Raw genomic sequence first — 14,973 nt, 5'->3', positions numbered from 1 at the left:
TCGGCGACAGCATTGCGGCTTCGCTTCCATTCTGCAGCTGCGCGTGTTGTTGCCGTTAAACTCTGCATAGGACCCTTCGCAATATGTCTATTCAAGCCGTACTATTCGATCACGACGGAACACTTGTCAATTCCGAACCGGCTCATCTAGAAATTTGGAATTCGGTTCTTAGTACATATGGGTTTCAGTTGTCCGATCAACAGTACAAGGACTTGTATGCTGGTCTTCCAACCCCCGCGAATGCATCCGATTTGGTTGGTAGGTTTGGCCTCCCGACCGATGCCATTGCCCTTATGGAAGCAAAGAACCGTGAAACCGCGCAGTACCTTAAGCGGCAATCCTTTCCTCTGATGCCGGGCGTTGCCCAAACAATTTTGTCGTTTCATCAACTAGGTTTGAAGCTCGGCGTTGTCACCGGAGCGAGCGCGAGTGGCGTGCGTGTGACGTTACGTGTCAACGAGTTCGAGTCGCTATTTAGTCTCACTGTTTCAGGAGACGATGTGCTTAAAAGCAAACCTGAACCGGATTGCTACCTGCTGGCTCTTGAGCGCCTGTCCCTGATGCCAGAAGACTGTGTAGCGATCGAGGATACAGAGCATGGTCTGCGTGCAGCGGCGATGGCCGGTATCAGATGCCTCGTCATTCCTACCGAAATGTCCAGGCACCACGATTTCTCTTTAGCCTCAGCGGTTTTGCCATCTATGAATGCTGCACGTGAATATATCCAAAGGGTCTACTTGGATAGTGCGGGTGAGTCTTAACGAGTCGCTTCAGTAGGTTCCAGGCCGCATGGTCATACAGAATCAGTGACTGCTATGTAACGCCTGCCGCGCTACATAGACGAGGCCTAACATGTCTGCCATACGCTGCCATAACACGACGCAGCCGGGCTTGCAGAGCATGAAGAAGGTGATTTGTCGCCCTTGTGATCACGCCAGCGCAGACAACAAAACGACCTTTTTTGCTGCGACCCTATCAAGTCAGGTCAGGTCAGCTGCTGGGTGTTGCAATAACTGCGCTGAAAGTAGATCAAGCTATCACCGCGTTCACGCTGGCGAATGCCAACAATCTCGCAAATGAGAATATCGTGACTACCGACCTGGACGCGGTTGCTGATGCGACAGTCAAAATTGACCAAAGCGTCATCTAGTATGGGCGAGCCAGTGTATTCAATACTCCAGTCAGCGGTTGCAAACCGCTCCGCCATGGAAGTTTTGCCACCGAACAGATTCGATAGCGCCTGCTGGTCGGACGTCAGGGTGTTCACGCACAAATGCCCGTTGGCACAGAAGGTATCGTACACAGATGCATTGCGGTTAAGGCACACCAGGAGACTAGGCGGTTCGTCCGACACGCTACAAACTGCGGTTGCGGTGAAGCCGGCTCGGCCAGCGGGGCCGTCGGTGGTAACCACGTTAACTGCTGCAGCTAGGACCGCCATAGCATTACGAAAATCGTCGCGGCTCAATTCCACCGGCGGTAAGACCGGTTTTTTGACGGCTAACATAGATGACTCCTTCAAGTAAGAATGCAGGTTTTGGAATAGCTCAGACGAGGCAGACGGTCGAACACCTTGCCGCTATCGCCATAACCGAGATTGATCAACATGTTCGATTTCCAGTGGCTGTCGCTGAAGAACGCTTGATCAAGTACCTTGGCATCGAAGCCAGACATTGGGCCGGTATCCAGACCCATGCTCCGCGCGGCCATGATGAAATAGGCCGCCTGCATGGAGCTATTACGAAAAGCTGTTTCATGGCTGATCTCCGGGCTACCGGTAAACCAGCTGCGCGCATCTGCATGTGGGAAGAGCTCGGGTAGAGCATCGTAGAAGCGGCTGTCATAGGCGACAATCACGCTGACTGGCGCGCTCATGGTTTTTTCCAGATTACCGGATGACAGGCAGGGTTTGAGCCATTCCTTGCCCTGAGGGGTGCGTACGAAGACGAAGCGTGCAGGGCTGCAGTTGGCCGAAGTCGGGGCCATTTTGACCAGGTCGTATATCTGCTCCAGCAGGCTGTCTGCTACAGGCAGATCCTGCCAGCCGTTATGGCTACGAGCGTCGGTGAAGAGTTGCGCAAGGGCGCTCTGGTCCAGTGATTCGTGCATGGTGCCCTCGCTCAGGCGAATGTGATGGGAGTTTGCGCGGCGTTGACGATGAAGTCGCACAGTGTTTTGTTGATGGTCTCGGCGCAGGTCACGCTCGATGCGTGGCCACCATAACTGAAAACCTTGAGATGGGCATTGGGCAGCGCTTGCGCCAGTAACTGTGAACAGGTCCAGGGCACCAGCATGTCGTCGCGATTGGCGATCAGCAGTGTCGGTAGCTTGATAGTGTGAAGCCTCTCGCCCGGGCTGAAGCTCAGTAATGCTGTGATACGGCGAAGTAAATTATCTACCTGTGGAAAATCCAAGACCTGCTGACTGTCCTCCGCCCGCAAACGCTCACTGTGTTCGGCTATCCAGGTAGGTGGATAAAGGAACAGCGCCTGCGCTTCGACATAGGCCGCTGGACCAACACCTGCCAGCAGCTTTTTGCGCACAGAAAAGCAGCGTTCGGTATGCGGGCTGGCCTCGGCCCAGGCATTCATCAGGGTTAGAGTAGAAAGCCCCGGCGCTTGCTGCAACCCTAGTTCCAGGCCGATTAGGCCGCCGAGCGCATGGCCGACAAAGTGGTACTTACCCACGTCATGAGCCGCCAGTAAAGCCTGCAGCCCAAAGGCCATGTCGCCAATGTTGTGGTTCTCCGGAAGTAACGCGGGGCTTCGTCCGGTACCGAGCTGATCGTAGAGGATGATGCGGTAGTCTCTACCCAGTTCTTTCAGCTGCGGTGTCCAGAAGTGCGCGGCACCACCTAGCCCCGAGCTGAACACCAGAGTCGGCGCATTGGCGTCCTGCCGGCCATGAAACTCAATATGCATTGAGTTGCTCACTGAATTAGCCGACATGCGCGATACTCGCAATTTCGATCAGTGCGTCCGGTTTTACCAAACCGCATTGAATGCAATAGCGAGCAGGCTTTTCACCCGGAAAAAATTCAGCATAAACCGTATTGACCGCAGCGTAGTCACTCCAGTCGCGCACCATGATCATGTTAAAGGTCACATCGTCCATTGTGCCGCCGGCTTCTTCGACGACACCTTTGATGGTTTCCAGCACATGACGTGTTTGCGCCGCAGCATCACCGACGTGCACCACGTTGTTGTCCTTGTCGAAAGGCAGCGTGCCGGAAACATATAGAATGCCGTCAGCCATAGAGCCCGGAACGAAGGGGGCTAAAGGTTTGCCGGTGCCGGGGGGAAGAACAGTTTGCTTGCTCATGCGGTTGCTCCTTGAATCTGAGTAGAGGTTGCGAGGGTTGTGCAGAAGTCGTCGACTGTGCTGACCCAGCCAAAAAAAGTTTCGATGTTATACAGGGACGCCCGCTGGACGAACTCGGGGCCGGCCTGGTGAGTAGCGTCAGCGAGGACGACACCGAAGTACTCGAGAAAAAAACCGTCCCGCAGAGTTGATTCCACGCAGACGTTGGTAGCGATGCCGGTAAACACTAGGTTACGGATGCCTCGGCTGCGCAGCAGGCTGTCAAGCGCTGTGTTGAAAAAGCCGCTGTAGCGTGGTTTGGGCACCACCAAGTCACCGGGTAGGGGGCTTAGTTCGTCCACCAGATCGTAGTCCCAGGTGCCCTTGGCCAGCAGCGTACCCATGAGTGCAGGGTGTTTGCGCATCGTCTTCATTGCGTTGGACTTGTGCCAGTTGGGTGATCCGGGGCCTCCAGCTTCGGCGTACTCCGGGTCCCAGCCGTTCTGGAAAAAAATTACTTGGATACCCGCAGCACGCGCCGCTTTGATCGCTCTGACGATCGACTCTATGACTGGAGCGGTGCTGGTGATATCAAATCCGGCGAGATCCAGATAGCCACCCTTGGTTGAATAGGCGTTCTGCATATCAACCACGAGCAGTGCGCTGTCGTTAGCGTTCATGGCCAGAGCCTCGGGGCGCGCCGGCAGAATCATGCTGCTGTCGTGGCTGTGATTCGGCGCATAACCAACAACTGGTATACTCGGACTGTTCATCCGACCTGCTCCAGCATCTCGGTTACGTGTTTGCGGCTCTTCATCAGCGGCTGAATCTTCTGGCCAAAGTTCTCTATTCCTTGGACAAAATCATCAAAGGTCAGCATCACGCCGCTGGTTGACGGTACCTCGGCAATTTCGTCGAGCATACTCGCGACCGCCTCATAGGAACCTACCAGCGTACCCATGTTGATGTTGACGGCAGAAGTAGGGTCGGTCATCTGCCGAATATTGGTATCACCCTTCGACTTGGTATCTGCGGCGCCTTGTTGACCCAGCCATGCCACGGCTTCTTCATCAACACCGTCCTTGTACGACTGCCAGCGAGCGCGGGCTGCTTCGTCGGTCTCGTCTGCGATCACCATGAACAGCGCAACCGAGGTTACGTCGCGTTCGCTGCCGACCATGGCCTTTTCCAGTCGTTCGACGGTAGGCGCGAAAGCTTTGGGTGTGTTGACGCCCTTGCCGAAGCAGAAGTTGTAATCGGCATACTTGGCGGTAAATGCCATGCCGGCTTCGCTTTGCCCTGCACAGATAATCTTCATGTCAGCCTGCGGTATTGGACTGACGCGGCAGTCTTCCATCTGGAAGTGGTCGCCTTTAAAATCGCTGGTGCCATTGCTCCACAAATCACGCAATACGGTAGCGTATTCACTGAGGTAGTCGTAGCGACTGGCAAAGAACTCATCACCGGGCCACAGACCCATCTGTGAGTACTCGGGTTTCTGCCAGCCAGTGACCAGATTGATGCCGAACCGGCCATGCGAGATTGAGTCGATGGTGGACGCCATGCGCGCCACTATGGCCGGCGGGATGGTCAATGTGGCCGCCGTAGCGAACAATTGGATGCGATCGGTGACTGCAGCGAGGCCCGCCATCAGCGTGAAGGATTCCAGGTTGTGCTCCCAAAACTCGGTCTCACCACCAAAGCCCCGCAGCTTGATCATTGACAGAGCAAACTCGAAACCGTAGTGCTCTGCGCGCTGCACTATGGTCTTGTTCAAGTCAAAGGTCGGCATATACTGTGGGGCGTTTTTGGAGATCAGCCAGCCATTATTTCCGATGGGGATGAAGATGCCTACATTCATTGCTTTGCCCTCTGGGTCTGGTACTCGATATGCCAAGGTTCACAGCGTGTTGCTCTGCGCCTGGGCTGCCTTGAGACAAAGGCATCAAATGTGCCATGTTAATTTTTATGTTATTTATCAATAATTTGACAAATTACTGATAGTTAGTTTAGACCAAACAGTCTGAATTAGAGCACTTGGTTTGTGCGCCACGGTCCGAATTGGGGCATGAGTCAAGAGCTTGAGCTGTAGGCCGTGTAAGAGGTTAGAATGCGCACAACCAAACAATAAGGCTGAAACCAGAGTGAACAAGCAGATACAGCGGCAGGGCGTTCCTGTGAGTAGGACGAAGGCGCGCAGTAGGGTGCCGAGCGAGAAAACATTGAATCGGCGCAAGCGCCTGATGGAAACCAAACGCAGCGCCATCATGGTCGCCGCGCTGGATATTTTTTCTCGCTATGGTGTGCATGGCACCAGTCTCGACCAAGTAGCCAGCCAGGCCGATGTATCCAAAACCAATCTGTTGTACTACTTCACCTCCAAGGAAGAGCTGTATGTAAACGTGCTGCGCCAACTGATGGATGTCTGGCTGCGGCCGCTTCAGACGTTCACTGTTGAGCAAGATCCAGTGGATGCCATCGGCGACTATTTGCAGGTAAAGCTTGAGCTGTCACGTGACAACCCTGCCGAGTCACGACTTTTCTGTCTTGAAATGATTCAGGGAGCGCCGTTGCTGCGGGAAGAGTTACGCACGTCTCTGCGCGAGATCGTCGAGTCCAAGGTCTCGGTGATCAACGCCTGGATAGCAGCCGGTAAGTTGGCACCTATTGATCCTCACCACCTGATTTTTTCTCTCTGGGCGACAACCCAGCATTACGCAGACTTCCGTGTACAGGTAGAAGCGGTGTCTGGCCACACGCTGGATGATCCGGCTTTTTTTGCCGAAACCCTTGCCAACCTAAAGTTGCTGGTGCTACAGGGTATCTGCCCACGCTCCTAAGAGTCTGTTCGACTGAGGTGGCTTCAACATCGCCCTATTTTTGGGCTGACTGCACAAACCAGGTGCTCTAATTCAGACCGCTTGATCAAACCTAAGCCTTTGCAAATACTCAACTCCTTGTTATTCGTAAATAAACTTTTATTGGCATAGTTGCTGCTTTTGATTTCCTCGTTTCGAAGCAGTGGGCGATCTATATCGCCTGCCGTTTCTTAAGATCGGTAGCCGGTTGAGCCCGCGCTCGAATTTTAGTCGGAGGATGCAATCGTATGACGCTTCAATATGTTCCGATCATCAATCTTGCCCCTTATTTCGGCAGAACAGCCGAGGGCAAGGCCGCTGTGGCCAAGGAAGTTAATCAGGCATGCCGCGATATTGGTTTTCTGGTTATTACTCAACATCAGATTCCAGCAGAACTGATTGAGCGAGTCAGCAAATTGACCGGCAATTTCTTTGATCTGCCGCTGGATGAAAAACGCAAGGCGAACAGGCCGCGTCCGGACATGGTGCGCGGCTACAGCGCGGTGGCCGAAGAAAGTCTGTCGTACTCCATGGAGAAAGCTGCGCCGGGCGATCTGAAGGAATCCTTCTCAATCGGACCGTTGAATGTGCCCGCTGAGCCTTATTATTCCGAAGAGCTGGCCGGTCCGCACTTTGCACCAAATGTATGGCCGACCACACTGCCGGGATTCGATACAGCCTACGCTGAATACTTTGAAGCTATGGGTGATCTGGCTCGCAGCCTGATGCGGATTTTCGCCTTGGCGTTGGAACTGCCCGAGTTGTTCTTCGATGACAAGATTGATAACCACATAAGCATGTTCCGCAGTTTACGTTATCCGCATTTGAAAGCAGGCATTGAAGAAGGCCAGCTGCGGGCTGGTGCGCACACCGATTACGGCAGTCTGACAATCGTCAAGCCAGACGGCGCGCTCGGTGGTTTGCAGGTCTGCAACCGTGAACGCATATGGGTTGATGTGCCTTACGTCGAAGACGGTTTTGTGGTCAACATCGGCGACCTGATGATGCAGTGGACCAACGACCAGTGGATTTCGACCCTACACCGGGTGGTTAACCCGCCGGAGAATGCCGACGGTGATCAACAACGTCAGTCACTGGTGTTCTTCCATCAGCCCAATTACGACGTCATGGTCGAGTGTTTGCCCAGCTGTTTGCCAGCCGGCGGCGAACCGCGCTACGCACCGGTCACATCCGGTGACCACCTGCAATCCAAGTTTGTTCGCCAGACTACCTTTGGCGGCAGCAAGGTGGCGTGACATGAGCAAACTCTCCTATGTAAATGTTTTCGCCCGCAACATCGAAGCTTTAAGCGGTTTTTATCAGCGCGTGTTCGACTTCCCGGAAGTAGAGGCGATACGTTCTCCAATTTTTCGGGGGTTGAATGCCGGTGGCTGTTGCATTGGTTTCAATGCCCCTGATGCCTATGACCTGCTGCACTTGTCGGAATATGCAGACACTCGCGGTTGCAAATTTCTATTAAACATCGATGTCGACAGCCCCGAAGACGTCGATCGCCTGGTGCCAATCGCCTGCGAGGCCGGCGCCAGCCTGATCAAGTCGCCCTATACCACCTACTACAACTGGTATCAGGCAGTTCTGCTCGACCCGGAAGGCAATGTATTCCGGATTAATCACATGTTTTAAGAAACTTTACCCCCACGACCCACTGCAAGAAGGATTTTGGCAATGAAGAGTCTACTCACGGGCACCCTGTGTGCCCTAGCCGCGTGCGGCCTGATGAACTCCGCTTCGGCGCAAGAAACCAGCTTTACCTTCAATGGTCCGGCAAAAATTGCCATGCTCTACATCAGCCCTCGCAATGACGGTGGCTGGACCCAGGCTTTTGATGAAGCACGCCAGCGTCTGGAAACAGATATTGATCTGAAAATTCAGTACGTAGAAAGCGTACCGGAAACCGCTTCAGCGATTCGCCCAACGGTTGAGCGGCTTATTCAGCGTGGCTCCAACATCATCATTGGTACAGCCTTCGGCTACTCCGATACTTTTAAGGAATTGGCCGAGAAATATCCTGAAGTGGCCTTCCTGAACGGTTCTGGTACCACCAATTCAGACAATTTGGTGTCCTTTTACGGTCGCACTTACGAGAGTCAGTACTTGTGTGGCATGGCCGCAGGTGCGGCGTCCAAGACCGGCAAGCTCGGTTTTGTCGCTGCCAACCCCTTCGGTCAGGTTAACTGGACCGTCAATGCCTTTGCGATGGGCGCTCAAGAGATCAATTCTGATGCCACCGTGACGGTAATATACACCGGTGCCTGGAACGACCCGGTCAAGGAACGCGCCGCTGCGACCGCGCTGATTGATCAGGGTGCGGATGTCATCGGCCAGCACGTAGACAGTCCAACTCCGCAGATTGTTGCCCAAGAGCGCGGTGTCCACGGTACTGGTCATCACCGCGATATGAGCGAGTTTGCACCTGAAGCCACCGTCTGTTCTTCGGTTTGGGTATGGGATCGTTTTCTTGCTCCCGAGCTGAAGAAAATCATGGCCGGCAACTGGAAGCCAACGAAACATGGCGCACTGTTGTCGATGGAGCAGGGCGGAACTGATATTGCCTGCTGCGGCAAAGCTGTGAGCGAAGAAAACGAGGCGAAGATCATGGCTCAGCGTGATGAACTGCTCAAGGGTGAGAAGCTCATCTACGCGGGCCCTCTGTTTGATCGTGACGGTAATGAAAAATTGGCCGCCGGTGAATCCCTGTCTGATGGCGATTTGTGGTCGATGGACTGGTTCGTAGCGGGAGTGATTAACCAGCAATGAGTCATAGGAACGCTATCCAACTCGACGCCGTCAGCAAATCGTTTGACGGCTTCAAGGCTCTTTCTGGCGCATCTTTTACGGCCCGTTGGGGCGAAGTGCATGCCTTGCTGGGTGAGAATGGCGCAGGCAAATCGTCATTGATGAATATTGCCGCAGGGCTGTACGCACCGGAAACCGGGTTGCTTTTCATTGATGACAATCTGGTGCGTTTAAAAGGGCCGCTGGATGCGTCCAACCAGGGAATTGGGATGGTGCATCAACACTTCAAGCTGGTTAGACCTTTTAGCGTTGTTGAAAACATATTGCTCGGCCAGCGTAATCAGCAGGCCGGCAGTTATCGCAAACGTTTGCAGCAAGTCGCCGAGGAAATCAAGGCCACGGCGGCCAAACTGGGATTCAGTATTGATCCTTTTGCAAGGATTGACCAGTTGTCGGTTGCCGAACAGCAGCGCGTTGAAATTCTCAAGGTGTTGCTGGCCGGTGCCCGCATTCTGATTCTGGACGAACCTACTGCAGTGCTCACGGATGCGGAAGCAGAAAACCTGCTGACCACAGTGCAGAAATTTGCTCATCAGGAAGACGCTGCCGTCATCCTCGTGACGCATAAGATGAACGATGTCATGCGCTACGCCGACCAGGTCACCGTCATGCGCGCAGGCCGCACGGTAGCAAGCCTCAAACCGCAATCGGTTTCGGTTGGCGAACTGGTCAAGCTGACCGTCGGTGACGCACCGACCCCACCCCAAATTCCGGCAAGCCACGCGGCCGGCGAGGTTAAGCTGGAAGTCAGCAATCTGCGCTCCAGTGACTCCCAATCCCCGGTATTGCGTGGTGTTAATCTGAGCCTGCGAGCAGGGGAAATCTATGGCATCGCTGGAGTGGGCGGTAATGGTCAAAGCGAACTGGCCGGCGCATTGATGGGTCTACCAGAACCTGTCTCTGGCGCGATGCAGTTGATCGGCGAGGGGGACCTGCGCGAGCTGACTGCTGCGCGGCGCCGTGAATTGGGCATCGCCAGTATTCCCGCTGATCGTTATTCCGCAGCCCTGGCTGCGCCGTTGTCGATCAGTGACAACTTCGCTATGGGCGAAATTCACAGCGGGCGCTACGGACCATTCTGGTTCCTGAACCGAGGCCGCATTGAAGCCGATACGGCAGCGGCTGTCAGCGAGTTTGATGTGCAGGGGGTGCGCTCGCTGCGACAAAAAGCTGCGCTGCTCTCTGGCGGTAACGCGCAGAAATTGGTCATCGCCCGCGAGTTCAATCGCCCGCCGCAACTGGTGATCGTTCACAGCCCCAGTCGCGGGCTGGATGTACGCGCCACGTTGGCGGTGCACGAGCGCTTACGCAGCGCGCGGGATGCAGGTGCCGCGGTGCTACTGATCAGTGAAGACCTGGATGAAGTAATGGCGCTGGCAGATCGCATTGGCGTGATGTCGGCTGGACGCATTATCGGCGAATTTGCCCAACCGGCAGACCGCCAGGCGATAGGACAAGCCATGGTGAACCATGTTTGATGCGACGAACTTTCAACCCTTGCTGGTGCGACGTTACACGCTGGAAGTGCGTCAGCAAATGTCCTGGTACTGGCAGGCAATCGTCATTGCCCTGGCTTTGGTGTTCGGCCTGCTGATTTCGGCAGCGATTCTGGTAACCGCCGGCGTACCCGCGGGCGAGCTACTCAACGAGTTTGTGATTCTCACTCTGTTTGATAGCCAGAGCCTGCGAGCGGTTCTGTTCCAGGCGGCACCTCTTATCATGGTTGGTCTGGCAGGGTGCTTGGCCTTCCGCGCGCGCTTCTGGAATCTGGGCCTTGAAGGGCAGATGATCTGGGGCGCAATCGGCGCCACGGCTATTTCGTTGTTCGAGATTGGACCGCCTTCGTTGCGTCTACCGTTGATGATGCTCAGTGCGCTGATCTGCGGTCTGCTTTGGGCGCTGACGCCAGTACTGCTGAAGCTACATCTCAAGGTCAACGAAATCATTTCGACCCTGATGCTCAACTACATAGCGCTGAACTTTCTACTGCATCTTGTCTACGGAAGCTGGAAGGACCCACGAGATTCCTTTCCTTATTCACCCCAGTACCGCACTTTCGAGCGCCTACCCGAAGTGTTCGACGGACTAAGTCTGGCGGTAGTGCTGGCACTATTAACGGCGTTGTTTGTACTCTGGTTTACCGGTGTGTCGCGCGCCAGCTTGTATCTGCGCTTTGTCGATAACGGCCTTGGCGTAGCGCGTGCAGTCGGCGTGCCGGTGAACCGGGTAGTTCTGGGCACCGTGTTGCTGTCCGGTGCGTTAGCTGGTGTGGCTGGTTTCATGGTGACGGCGGGGCAGGAAGGGCGTCTGACTCAATCGTTTTACGTAGGTTACGGTTTCTCCGGCATCTTGATTGCCTTTTTGGCACGTAACCAGCCAATTGCCGCCACGGTGGTAGCACTGCTGGTGGCAACGCTGTTTGTGGCGGGCCGAAGTCTGCAGGTCTTCTATCAAATTCCCTTCTCCATGGTGCAACTGATACAGGCCATTCTGGTGATCTGCGTGGCTTCTTCGGAGTTTTTTATTCATCACCGTATCCGCCGTATTCAAGGAGGGCAGAGCTGATGACCATGCTTATAAGCTGGGTTGGCAACATCCCCGACTTCGCAGTACCCTTCGCTTTGGCGGCGTTGGGGCTGATCCTCATCGAGCGCACCGGTGTATTGGCGCTGGGTGCGGAAGGTTTGATGCTGGTAGGTGCGTTGTCGGGTATCGGTGCGTCGCTTATGACCGGTGGTTCGACGGTATGGGCCCTGATCATAGCCATGATCGCAGCCGCCGTGGTGTCGCAGCTGTTTGCGCTGATGGTGCTGGTGATGCGTATCAATCAGGTAATTTCGGGGCTGGCGCTGGTGTTCTTCTGTCAGGGCCTGACCGGATTGCTCGGCACCTTGATGAACTGGACCAACAAACCTGTTCAGGGGCTGCAGGCTCAGCCACTGTGGCCGCTGTCTGAGCTCCCCCTGGTGGGCAAGCTGTTCGTGCAGAACCCGGTGGTTTATCTGACTCCAGTCATCTTTTTGCTGGCAGTACTGGTATTGAATCGCACCGTGCTGGGCCTACGCGTGCGCGCCGTAGGTGAAAACCCGCAAGCGGCGGATGCCGCCGGCATATCTGTTCTGGCCTATCGCTGCGCAGCAATTGCTGCCGGCTCAGCGCTGATCGGCTTGGCCGGCGCCTATATATCAGTGTTGAGCACCAAGATGTGGGTTGCCGACATGATCGGTGGTCGTGGCTGGATTGCTGTGGCGTTGGTTATCTTTGCCCGCTGGGCACCCTGGAAAGCACTCGCCGGTGCCTTACTGTTTGGCTGCATCGAAGCACTGATTCCGCAGATGGCAGCTTCGGGTATCCGTCTACCACAGTACTTCGTGTTCATGACTCCATACGCCGTCACCCTGGGGGTGATGATTTGGGTGGCGATTGTCAGCCGTGACAACAATAGCCAGCCTGGCGCGCTGGGTGAGCCCTTCATTCGCGAGGAGCGTCGCTGAGTCGGCGCTATCGCTTTGATAATTGAGAACAGGATATTTGCATGCAAGGTGTCGCTATTATTACCGGAGCGACATCCGGTTTCGGCGCGGCCAGTGCGCGCCAGCTGGCCGCGCAGGACTGGCTACTGGTCATCTGGGGTCGCCGGCAAGAACGACTGGATATCCTCGGTTCTTAGAACGAGGCTGCGCGCAGTCGCGCCTACGACTTCTCAACGCCGGCGCAGCAGCTTTCCCAAGCGTCTTATCATCGCCCGGACGACCTGTCGCCGAGCCTGGAGCTGATCCCGCCTCACCTGCTCAAGATCAATACCTCCCATCCCATCCCGGTACCTGAGCGGGATAGTTCCCTCAAGCGAGTCGTCGACACTTCTGTCTGCCACTTAACCGTCTTCCCGGCGAGTAAACGAGTCGCCACCCTGAAAATACCGTACCTCTTCTGAAATTATCATGTCTCTGCTCTCCATAACCTCGCCCCTAAAAACAGGAGCAATCGTTTTCTCATGGGTTCAGGTACGTGCTAATGTTGTTTTACAATGCAATCTATTCCAAAAAAGTGAGTACAGACTTTGCAAAAAAAACAGGGAAGCTGAGCAAACAGTCCTCTACCGTTACCTAGAAAACACGGAGTCTTCTGGCATGGAATGACTTTGAGATCATCCTTGCAATCGTAAACGCAGGCTCTCTATCTGGCGCCTCACGCGCCCTGGGTGTAAGTTACGCGACTATTTTCCGGCGGTTGGGCGATATTGAACAGCGCTTGGGCGTTACGCTCTTTGAGAGGAGTCGTACCGGTTACCGGCCAACTCTTGCGGGGGAAGAACTCGCCGACACGGCCAGAATTATGGATGAGGCCGCCTTAGCCGCCGAACGTAAGGTCGCCGGTCGGGACCTGGAGCCCAGTGGAGAAATCTGGGCGACCACAACGGGCTCCCTGTTAATGGGATTGCTGGCGCCTATGTTCACGCAATTCCGGCGTAAATATCCAAGCATCGTGCTGGATGTTGCCATCTCCAATGAGTTGTTCAACCTGACACGCAGGGAAGCGGACGTCGCCATTCGCCCATCCAACCGTCCCCCTGAAAACCTGATCGGCCGACCGCTGACCACCATTGGCCAGGCCGTCTACAGACACCGAAGCTTTGGTCTGACACCGGGCGCTTCCGTCGAGACGCTTGTCAGCCAGCCTTGGATCGGTGCGGGGCCAAGACTAAAGGATTCAGCCTTGAATCAGTGGATGGACAATAACGAGCTGAAGGCAGCCTGCGTCTACCGTGTTGATACTCTGGTCAGCATACTCAGCGCTATTCGCTCTGGCATGGGGCTGGCCGTCTTGCCCTGTTATCTGGCGGACGAAGACCCGGACATTATCCAGCTCACAAATCCCATCCCCGAGCTGGAATACGGCTTGTGGTTTCTGATGCACCCAGGCCTGCGAGGCGTAGTGAGGATTCATGCCTTGATGGACTTTCTGACGGAAGCTGTCCGAGCACAGCAACAACGCTTGGCCGGGCCATTTTTACGCTAGCCTGTTTCTTTGTTACGAAACCTGAACTGCCCCGGCCCCTAAACTTTCCTTGGCGAAATTGACAAATGCTCTGACCAACGGTGAGATATATCGTGATTGTGGGTACCGCAGATTTACCTGCCCTTGGTATTTCCCAACGATCGACCAATCCGCCAGTATCTGAGTCATAACCCCCGTTTCAATTTCTTCGGTTACCGAAAAGTCGGGAAACAGGCCTACTCCGAACCCGTTTAAAACCGCGTCTTTGCGAATTTCGGTGTGGTTGGCGATATAGCGACTCGAGGTCGTGACGCTTGCTGTTTCGCACCCTTTGGCAAAAGACCAGACGTTGTCGAAGGCCGACTCGCCCAGGGAAAGGCAGTCGTGGTCAGCCAGTTCACTCGGATGAGTAGGATGTCCTCTTTTTGCGATGTAACTTTCAGATGCGCAAAGCACTTAGCGTACTTCGCCCAGACAAACGGCAACTAAGCTCTCGACCGGTTTATCCGTGATTGTCACCAGTATATCCACGTCATCGTAAAATGGATCCATTGTTCTGTCGGTAACCAGAAGCTGAATCTCGACATTGGAATACGTGTTCAGGAAAGACGGAATAATGGTTTTCAACACTTGGGAACCATAAGCCTTGGGTACGCCGATTTTCAGCCGCCCTTGAGGCTCGCCACAAATCTGATCCGCTACGTCCAGCACATCACGTGCAGAGTCTAGAGTTATCCGGCATTGCGCGAAAACTCGTTCACCTGCAGCGTTAAGACGAAGGTTTCGAGTGGTCCGCTCCAGCAGTTTGATGTGAAGGCAGTCTTCAAGACGCGAAACCTGCCGGCTCACGGAGGACGTGGTCGCGCCGAGCTTTTTGGCAGCAGAGGTAAACGAACCCGCTTCAACAACGGCGACAAAGACGGCCATGTCCTGCATCAGTGCTATTGCTCGATTTATGCTCATAACGAAAGACTCCTTTGCATTAATACGGGCTAATGTC

16 protein-coding genes and 1 pseudogene are annotated in these 14,973 nt (G+C 54.8%); 10 read left to right on the top strand and 7 right to left on the bottom strand.

Features of this window, described 5'->3' with window-relative positions; all coding sequences use genetic code 11:
• Window positions 1-83: 83 nt before the first annotated feature.
• On the top strand, window positions 84-761 hold the full coding sequence (locus ABA45_RS09630) for an HAD family hydrolase (protein ID WP_048385669.1): 678 nt from the start codon (window positions 84-86) through the stop codon (window positions 759-761).
• 224 nt (window positions 762-985) lie between these two features.
• Here the strand turns inward: ABA45_RS09630 and rutF are convergent, their stop codons facing one another.
• From rutF to rutA, 6 genes are read right to left on the bottom strand one after another with little or no spacing between them, the layout of a single operon-like run.
• Window positions 986-1,507 carry an NADH-dependent FMN reductase RutF gene (gene rutF, locus ABA45_RS09625; protein WP_048385667.1) on the bottom strand — a complete coding sequence of 174 codons (522 nt, stop codon included), beginning with the start codon at window positions 1,505-1,507 and terminating at the stop codon, window positions 986-988.
• Between the two features lie 11 nt (window positions 1,508-1,518).
• Window positions 1,519-2,109 (bottom strand): malonic semialdehyde reductase, encoded by a 591-nt coding sequence (locus tag ABA45_RS09620; protein ID WP_048385665.1) that lies wholly within the window; start codon window positions 2,107-2,109, stop codon window positions 1,519-1,521.
• A gap of 11 nt (window positions 2,110-2,120) precedes the next feature.
• Window positions 2,121-2,921, bottom strand: a complete 801-nt coding sequence (gene rutD / locus ABA45_RS09615; protein WP_048388928.1) for a pyrimidine utilization protein D — start codon at window positions 2,919-2,921, stop codon at window positions 2,121-2,123.
• Window positions 2,922-2,937: 16 nt separating this feature from the next.
• Window positions 2,938-3,321 carry a pyrimidine utilization protein C gene (rutC, locus tag ABA45_RS09610; RefSeq protein ID WP_048385663.1) on the bottom strand — a complete coding sequence of 128 codons (384 nt, stop codon included), beginning with the start codon at window positions 3,319-3,321 and terminating at the stop codon, window positions 2,938-2,940.
• Window positions 3,318-4,013 (bottom strand): pyrimidine utilization protein B, encoded by a 696-nt coding sequence (gene rutB, locus ABA45_RS09605; protein ID WP_198147152.1) that lies wholly within the window; start codon window positions 4,011-4,013, stop codon window positions 3,318-3,320. Before rutB ends, rutC begins: the two co-directional genes overlap by 4 nt.
• A 56-nt stretch (window positions 4,014-4,069) precedes the next feature.
• A complete protein-coding gene (gene rutA / locus ABA45_RS09600; RefSeq protein WP_048385659.1) occupies window positions 4,070-5,161 on the bottom strand; it encodes a pyrimidine utilization protein A in 1,092 nt (363 codons plus the stop codon).
• 316 nt (window positions 5,162-5,477) lie between these two features.
• On the opposite strand from rutA, the gene rutR reads away from it, so the two are divergent.
• The 9 genes from rutR to ABA45_RS09560 all read left to right on the top strand — a co-directional run bounded on the left by rutR (window position 5,478) and on the right by ABA45_RS09560 (window position 13,994).
• Window positions 5,478-6,140: an HTH-type transcriptional regulator RutR gene (gene rutR, locus ABA45_RS09595; protein ID WP_264753015.1), complete on the top strand. Its 663-nt coding sequence runs from the start codon at window positions 5,478-5,480 to the stop codon at window positions 6,138-6,140.
• 266 nt (window positions 6,141-6,406) lie between these two features.
• A complete protein-coding gene (locus ABA45_RS09590) occupies window positions 6,407-7,414 on the top strand; it encodes an isopenicillin N synthase family dioxygenase (RefSeq protein WP_048385657.1) in 1,008 nt (335 codons plus the stop codon).
• 1 nt (window position 7,415) lies between these two features.
• The gene (locus ABA45_RS09585) at window positions 7,416-7,802 is read left to right on the top strand and encodes a VOC family protein (RefSeq protein ID WP_048385655.1); all 387 of its coding nucleotides are present in this window, start codon (window positions 7,416-7,418) and stop codon (window positions 7,800-7,802) included.
• A 42-nt stretch (window positions 7,803-7,844) separates the two neighbouring features.
• Window positions 7,845-8,936, top strand: coding sequence for a BMP family ABC transporter substrate-binding protein (locus tag ABA45_RS09580; RefSeq protein ID WP_048385652.1), 1,092 nt, complete (start codon window positions 7,845-7,847; stop codon window positions 8,934-8,936).
• Complete coding sequence (locus tag ABA45_RS09575; RefSeq protein ID WP_048385651.1) at window positions 8,933-10,453, top strand: ABC transporter ATP-binding protein; 1,521 nt, start codon at window positions 8,933-8,935, stop codon at window positions 10,451-10,453. Before ABA45_RS09580 ends, ABA45_RS09575 begins: the two co-directional genes overlap by 4 nt.
• Complete coding sequence (locus tag ABA45_RS09570) at window positions 10,446-11,540, top strand: ABC transporter permease (protein ID WP_048385649.1); 1,095 nt, start codon at window positions 10,446-10,448, stop codon at window positions 11,538-11,540. Before ABA45_RS09575 ends, ABA45_RS09570 begins: the two co-directional genes overlap by 8 nt.
• Window positions 11,540-12,469 carry an ABC transporter permease gene (locus ABA45_RS09565; protein WP_048385647.1) on the top strand — a complete coding sequence of 310 codons (930 nt, stop codon included), beginning with the start codon at window positions 11,540-11,542 and terminating at the stop codon, window positions 12,467-12,469. The genes ABA45_RS09570 and ABA45_RS09565 overlap by 1 nt, the downstream gene beginning before the upstream one ends.
• 41 nt (window positions 12,470-12,510) lie before the next feature.
• Entirely contained in the window at window positions 12,511-12,645 is a 135-nt protein-coding gene (locus tag ABA45_RS18905) for an SDR family NAD(P)-dependent oxidoreductase (protein WP_157035538.1), read from the top strand.
• A gap of 455 nt (window positions 12,646-13,100) precedes the next feature.
• Window positions 13,101-13,994, top strand: a complete 894-nt coding sequence (locus ABA45_RS09560; protein ID WP_048385645.1) for a LysR family transcriptional regulator — start codon at window positions 13,101-13,103, stop codon at window positions 13,992-13,994.
• Window positions 13,995-14,006: 12 nt separating this feature from the next.
• On the opposite strand, the pseudogene ABA45_RS09555 reads toward ABA45_RS09560, so the two are convergent.
• Window positions 14,007-14,900: pseudogene (locus ABA45_RS09555) on the bottom strand (LysR family transcriptional regulator).
• Window positions 14,901-14,973: the final 73 nt, after the last annotated feature.

The organism is Marinobacter psychrophilus (assembly GCF_001043175.1).
GTDB lineage: Bacteria > Pseudomonadota > Gammaproteobacteria > Pseudomonadales > Oleiphilaceae > Marinobacter > Marinobacter psychrophilus.
The sequence above is the reverse complement of the archived record's forward strand: the minus strand, read 5'-3'. Positions and strand labels throughout refer to the sequence as shown.

What these genes read in the sequence shown, in the direction of transcription:
- ABA45_RS09630 (WP_048385669.1), top strand. Translation starts at nt 84, where the DNA reads ATGTCTATTCAAGCCGTACTATTCGATCACGACGGAACACTTGTCAAT.
- rutF (WP_048385667.1), bottom strand. Translation starts at nt 1,507, where the DNA reads ATGTTAGCCGTCAAAAAACCGGTCTTACCGCCGGTGGAATTGAGCCGC.
- ABA45_RS09620 (WP_048385665.1), bottom strand. Translation starts at nt 2,109, where the DNA reads ATGCACGAATCACTGGACCAGAGCGCCCTTGCGCAACTCTTCACCGAC.
- rutD (WP_048388928.1), bottom strand. Translation starts at nt 2,921, where the DNA reads ATGCATATTGAGTTTCATGGCCGGCAGGACGCCAATGCGCCGACTCTG.
- rutC (WP_048385663.1), bottom strand. Translation starts at nt 3,321, where the DNA reads ATGAGCAAGCAAACTGTTCTTCCCCCCGGCACCGGCAAACCTTTAGCC.
- rutB (WP_198147152.1), bottom strand. Translation starts at nt 4,013, where the DNA reads ATGATTCTGCCGGCGCGCCCCGAGGCTCTGGCCATGAACGCTAACGAC.
- rutA (WP_048385659.1), bottom strand. Translation starts at nt 5,161, where the DNA reads ATGAATGTAGGCATCTTCATCCCCATCGGAAATAATGGCTGGCTGATC.
- ABA45_RS09590 (WP_048385657.1), top strand. Translation starts at nt 6,407, where the DNA reads ATGACGCTTCAATATGTTCCGATCATCAATCTTGCCCCTTATTTCGGC.
- ABA45_RS09585 (WP_048385655.1), top strand. Translation starts at nt 7,416, where the DNA reads ATGAGCAAACTCTCCTATGTAAATGTTTTCGCCCGCAACATCGAAGCT.
- ABA45_RS09580 (WP_048385652.1), top strand. Translation starts at nt 7,845, where the DNA reads ATGAAGAGTCTACTCACGGGCACCCTGTGTGCCCTAGCCGCGTGCGGC.
- ABA45_RS09575 (WP_048385651.1), top strand. Translation starts at nt 8,933, where the DNA reads ATGAGTCATAGGAACGCTATCCAACTCGACGCCGTCAGCAAATCGTTT.
- ABA45_RS09570 (WP_048385649.1), top strand. Translation starts at nt 10,446, where the DNA reads ATGTTTGATGCGACGAACTTTCAACCCTTGCTGGTGCGACGTTACACG.
- ABA45_RS09565 (WP_048385647.1), top strand. Translation starts at nt 11,540, where the DNA reads ATGACCATGCTTATAAGCTGGGTTGGCAACATCCCCGACTTCGCAGTA.
- ABA45_RS18905 (WP_157035538.1), top strand. Translation starts at nt 12,511, where the DNA reads ATGCAAGGTGTCGCTATTATTACCGGAGCGACATCCGGTTTCGGCGCG.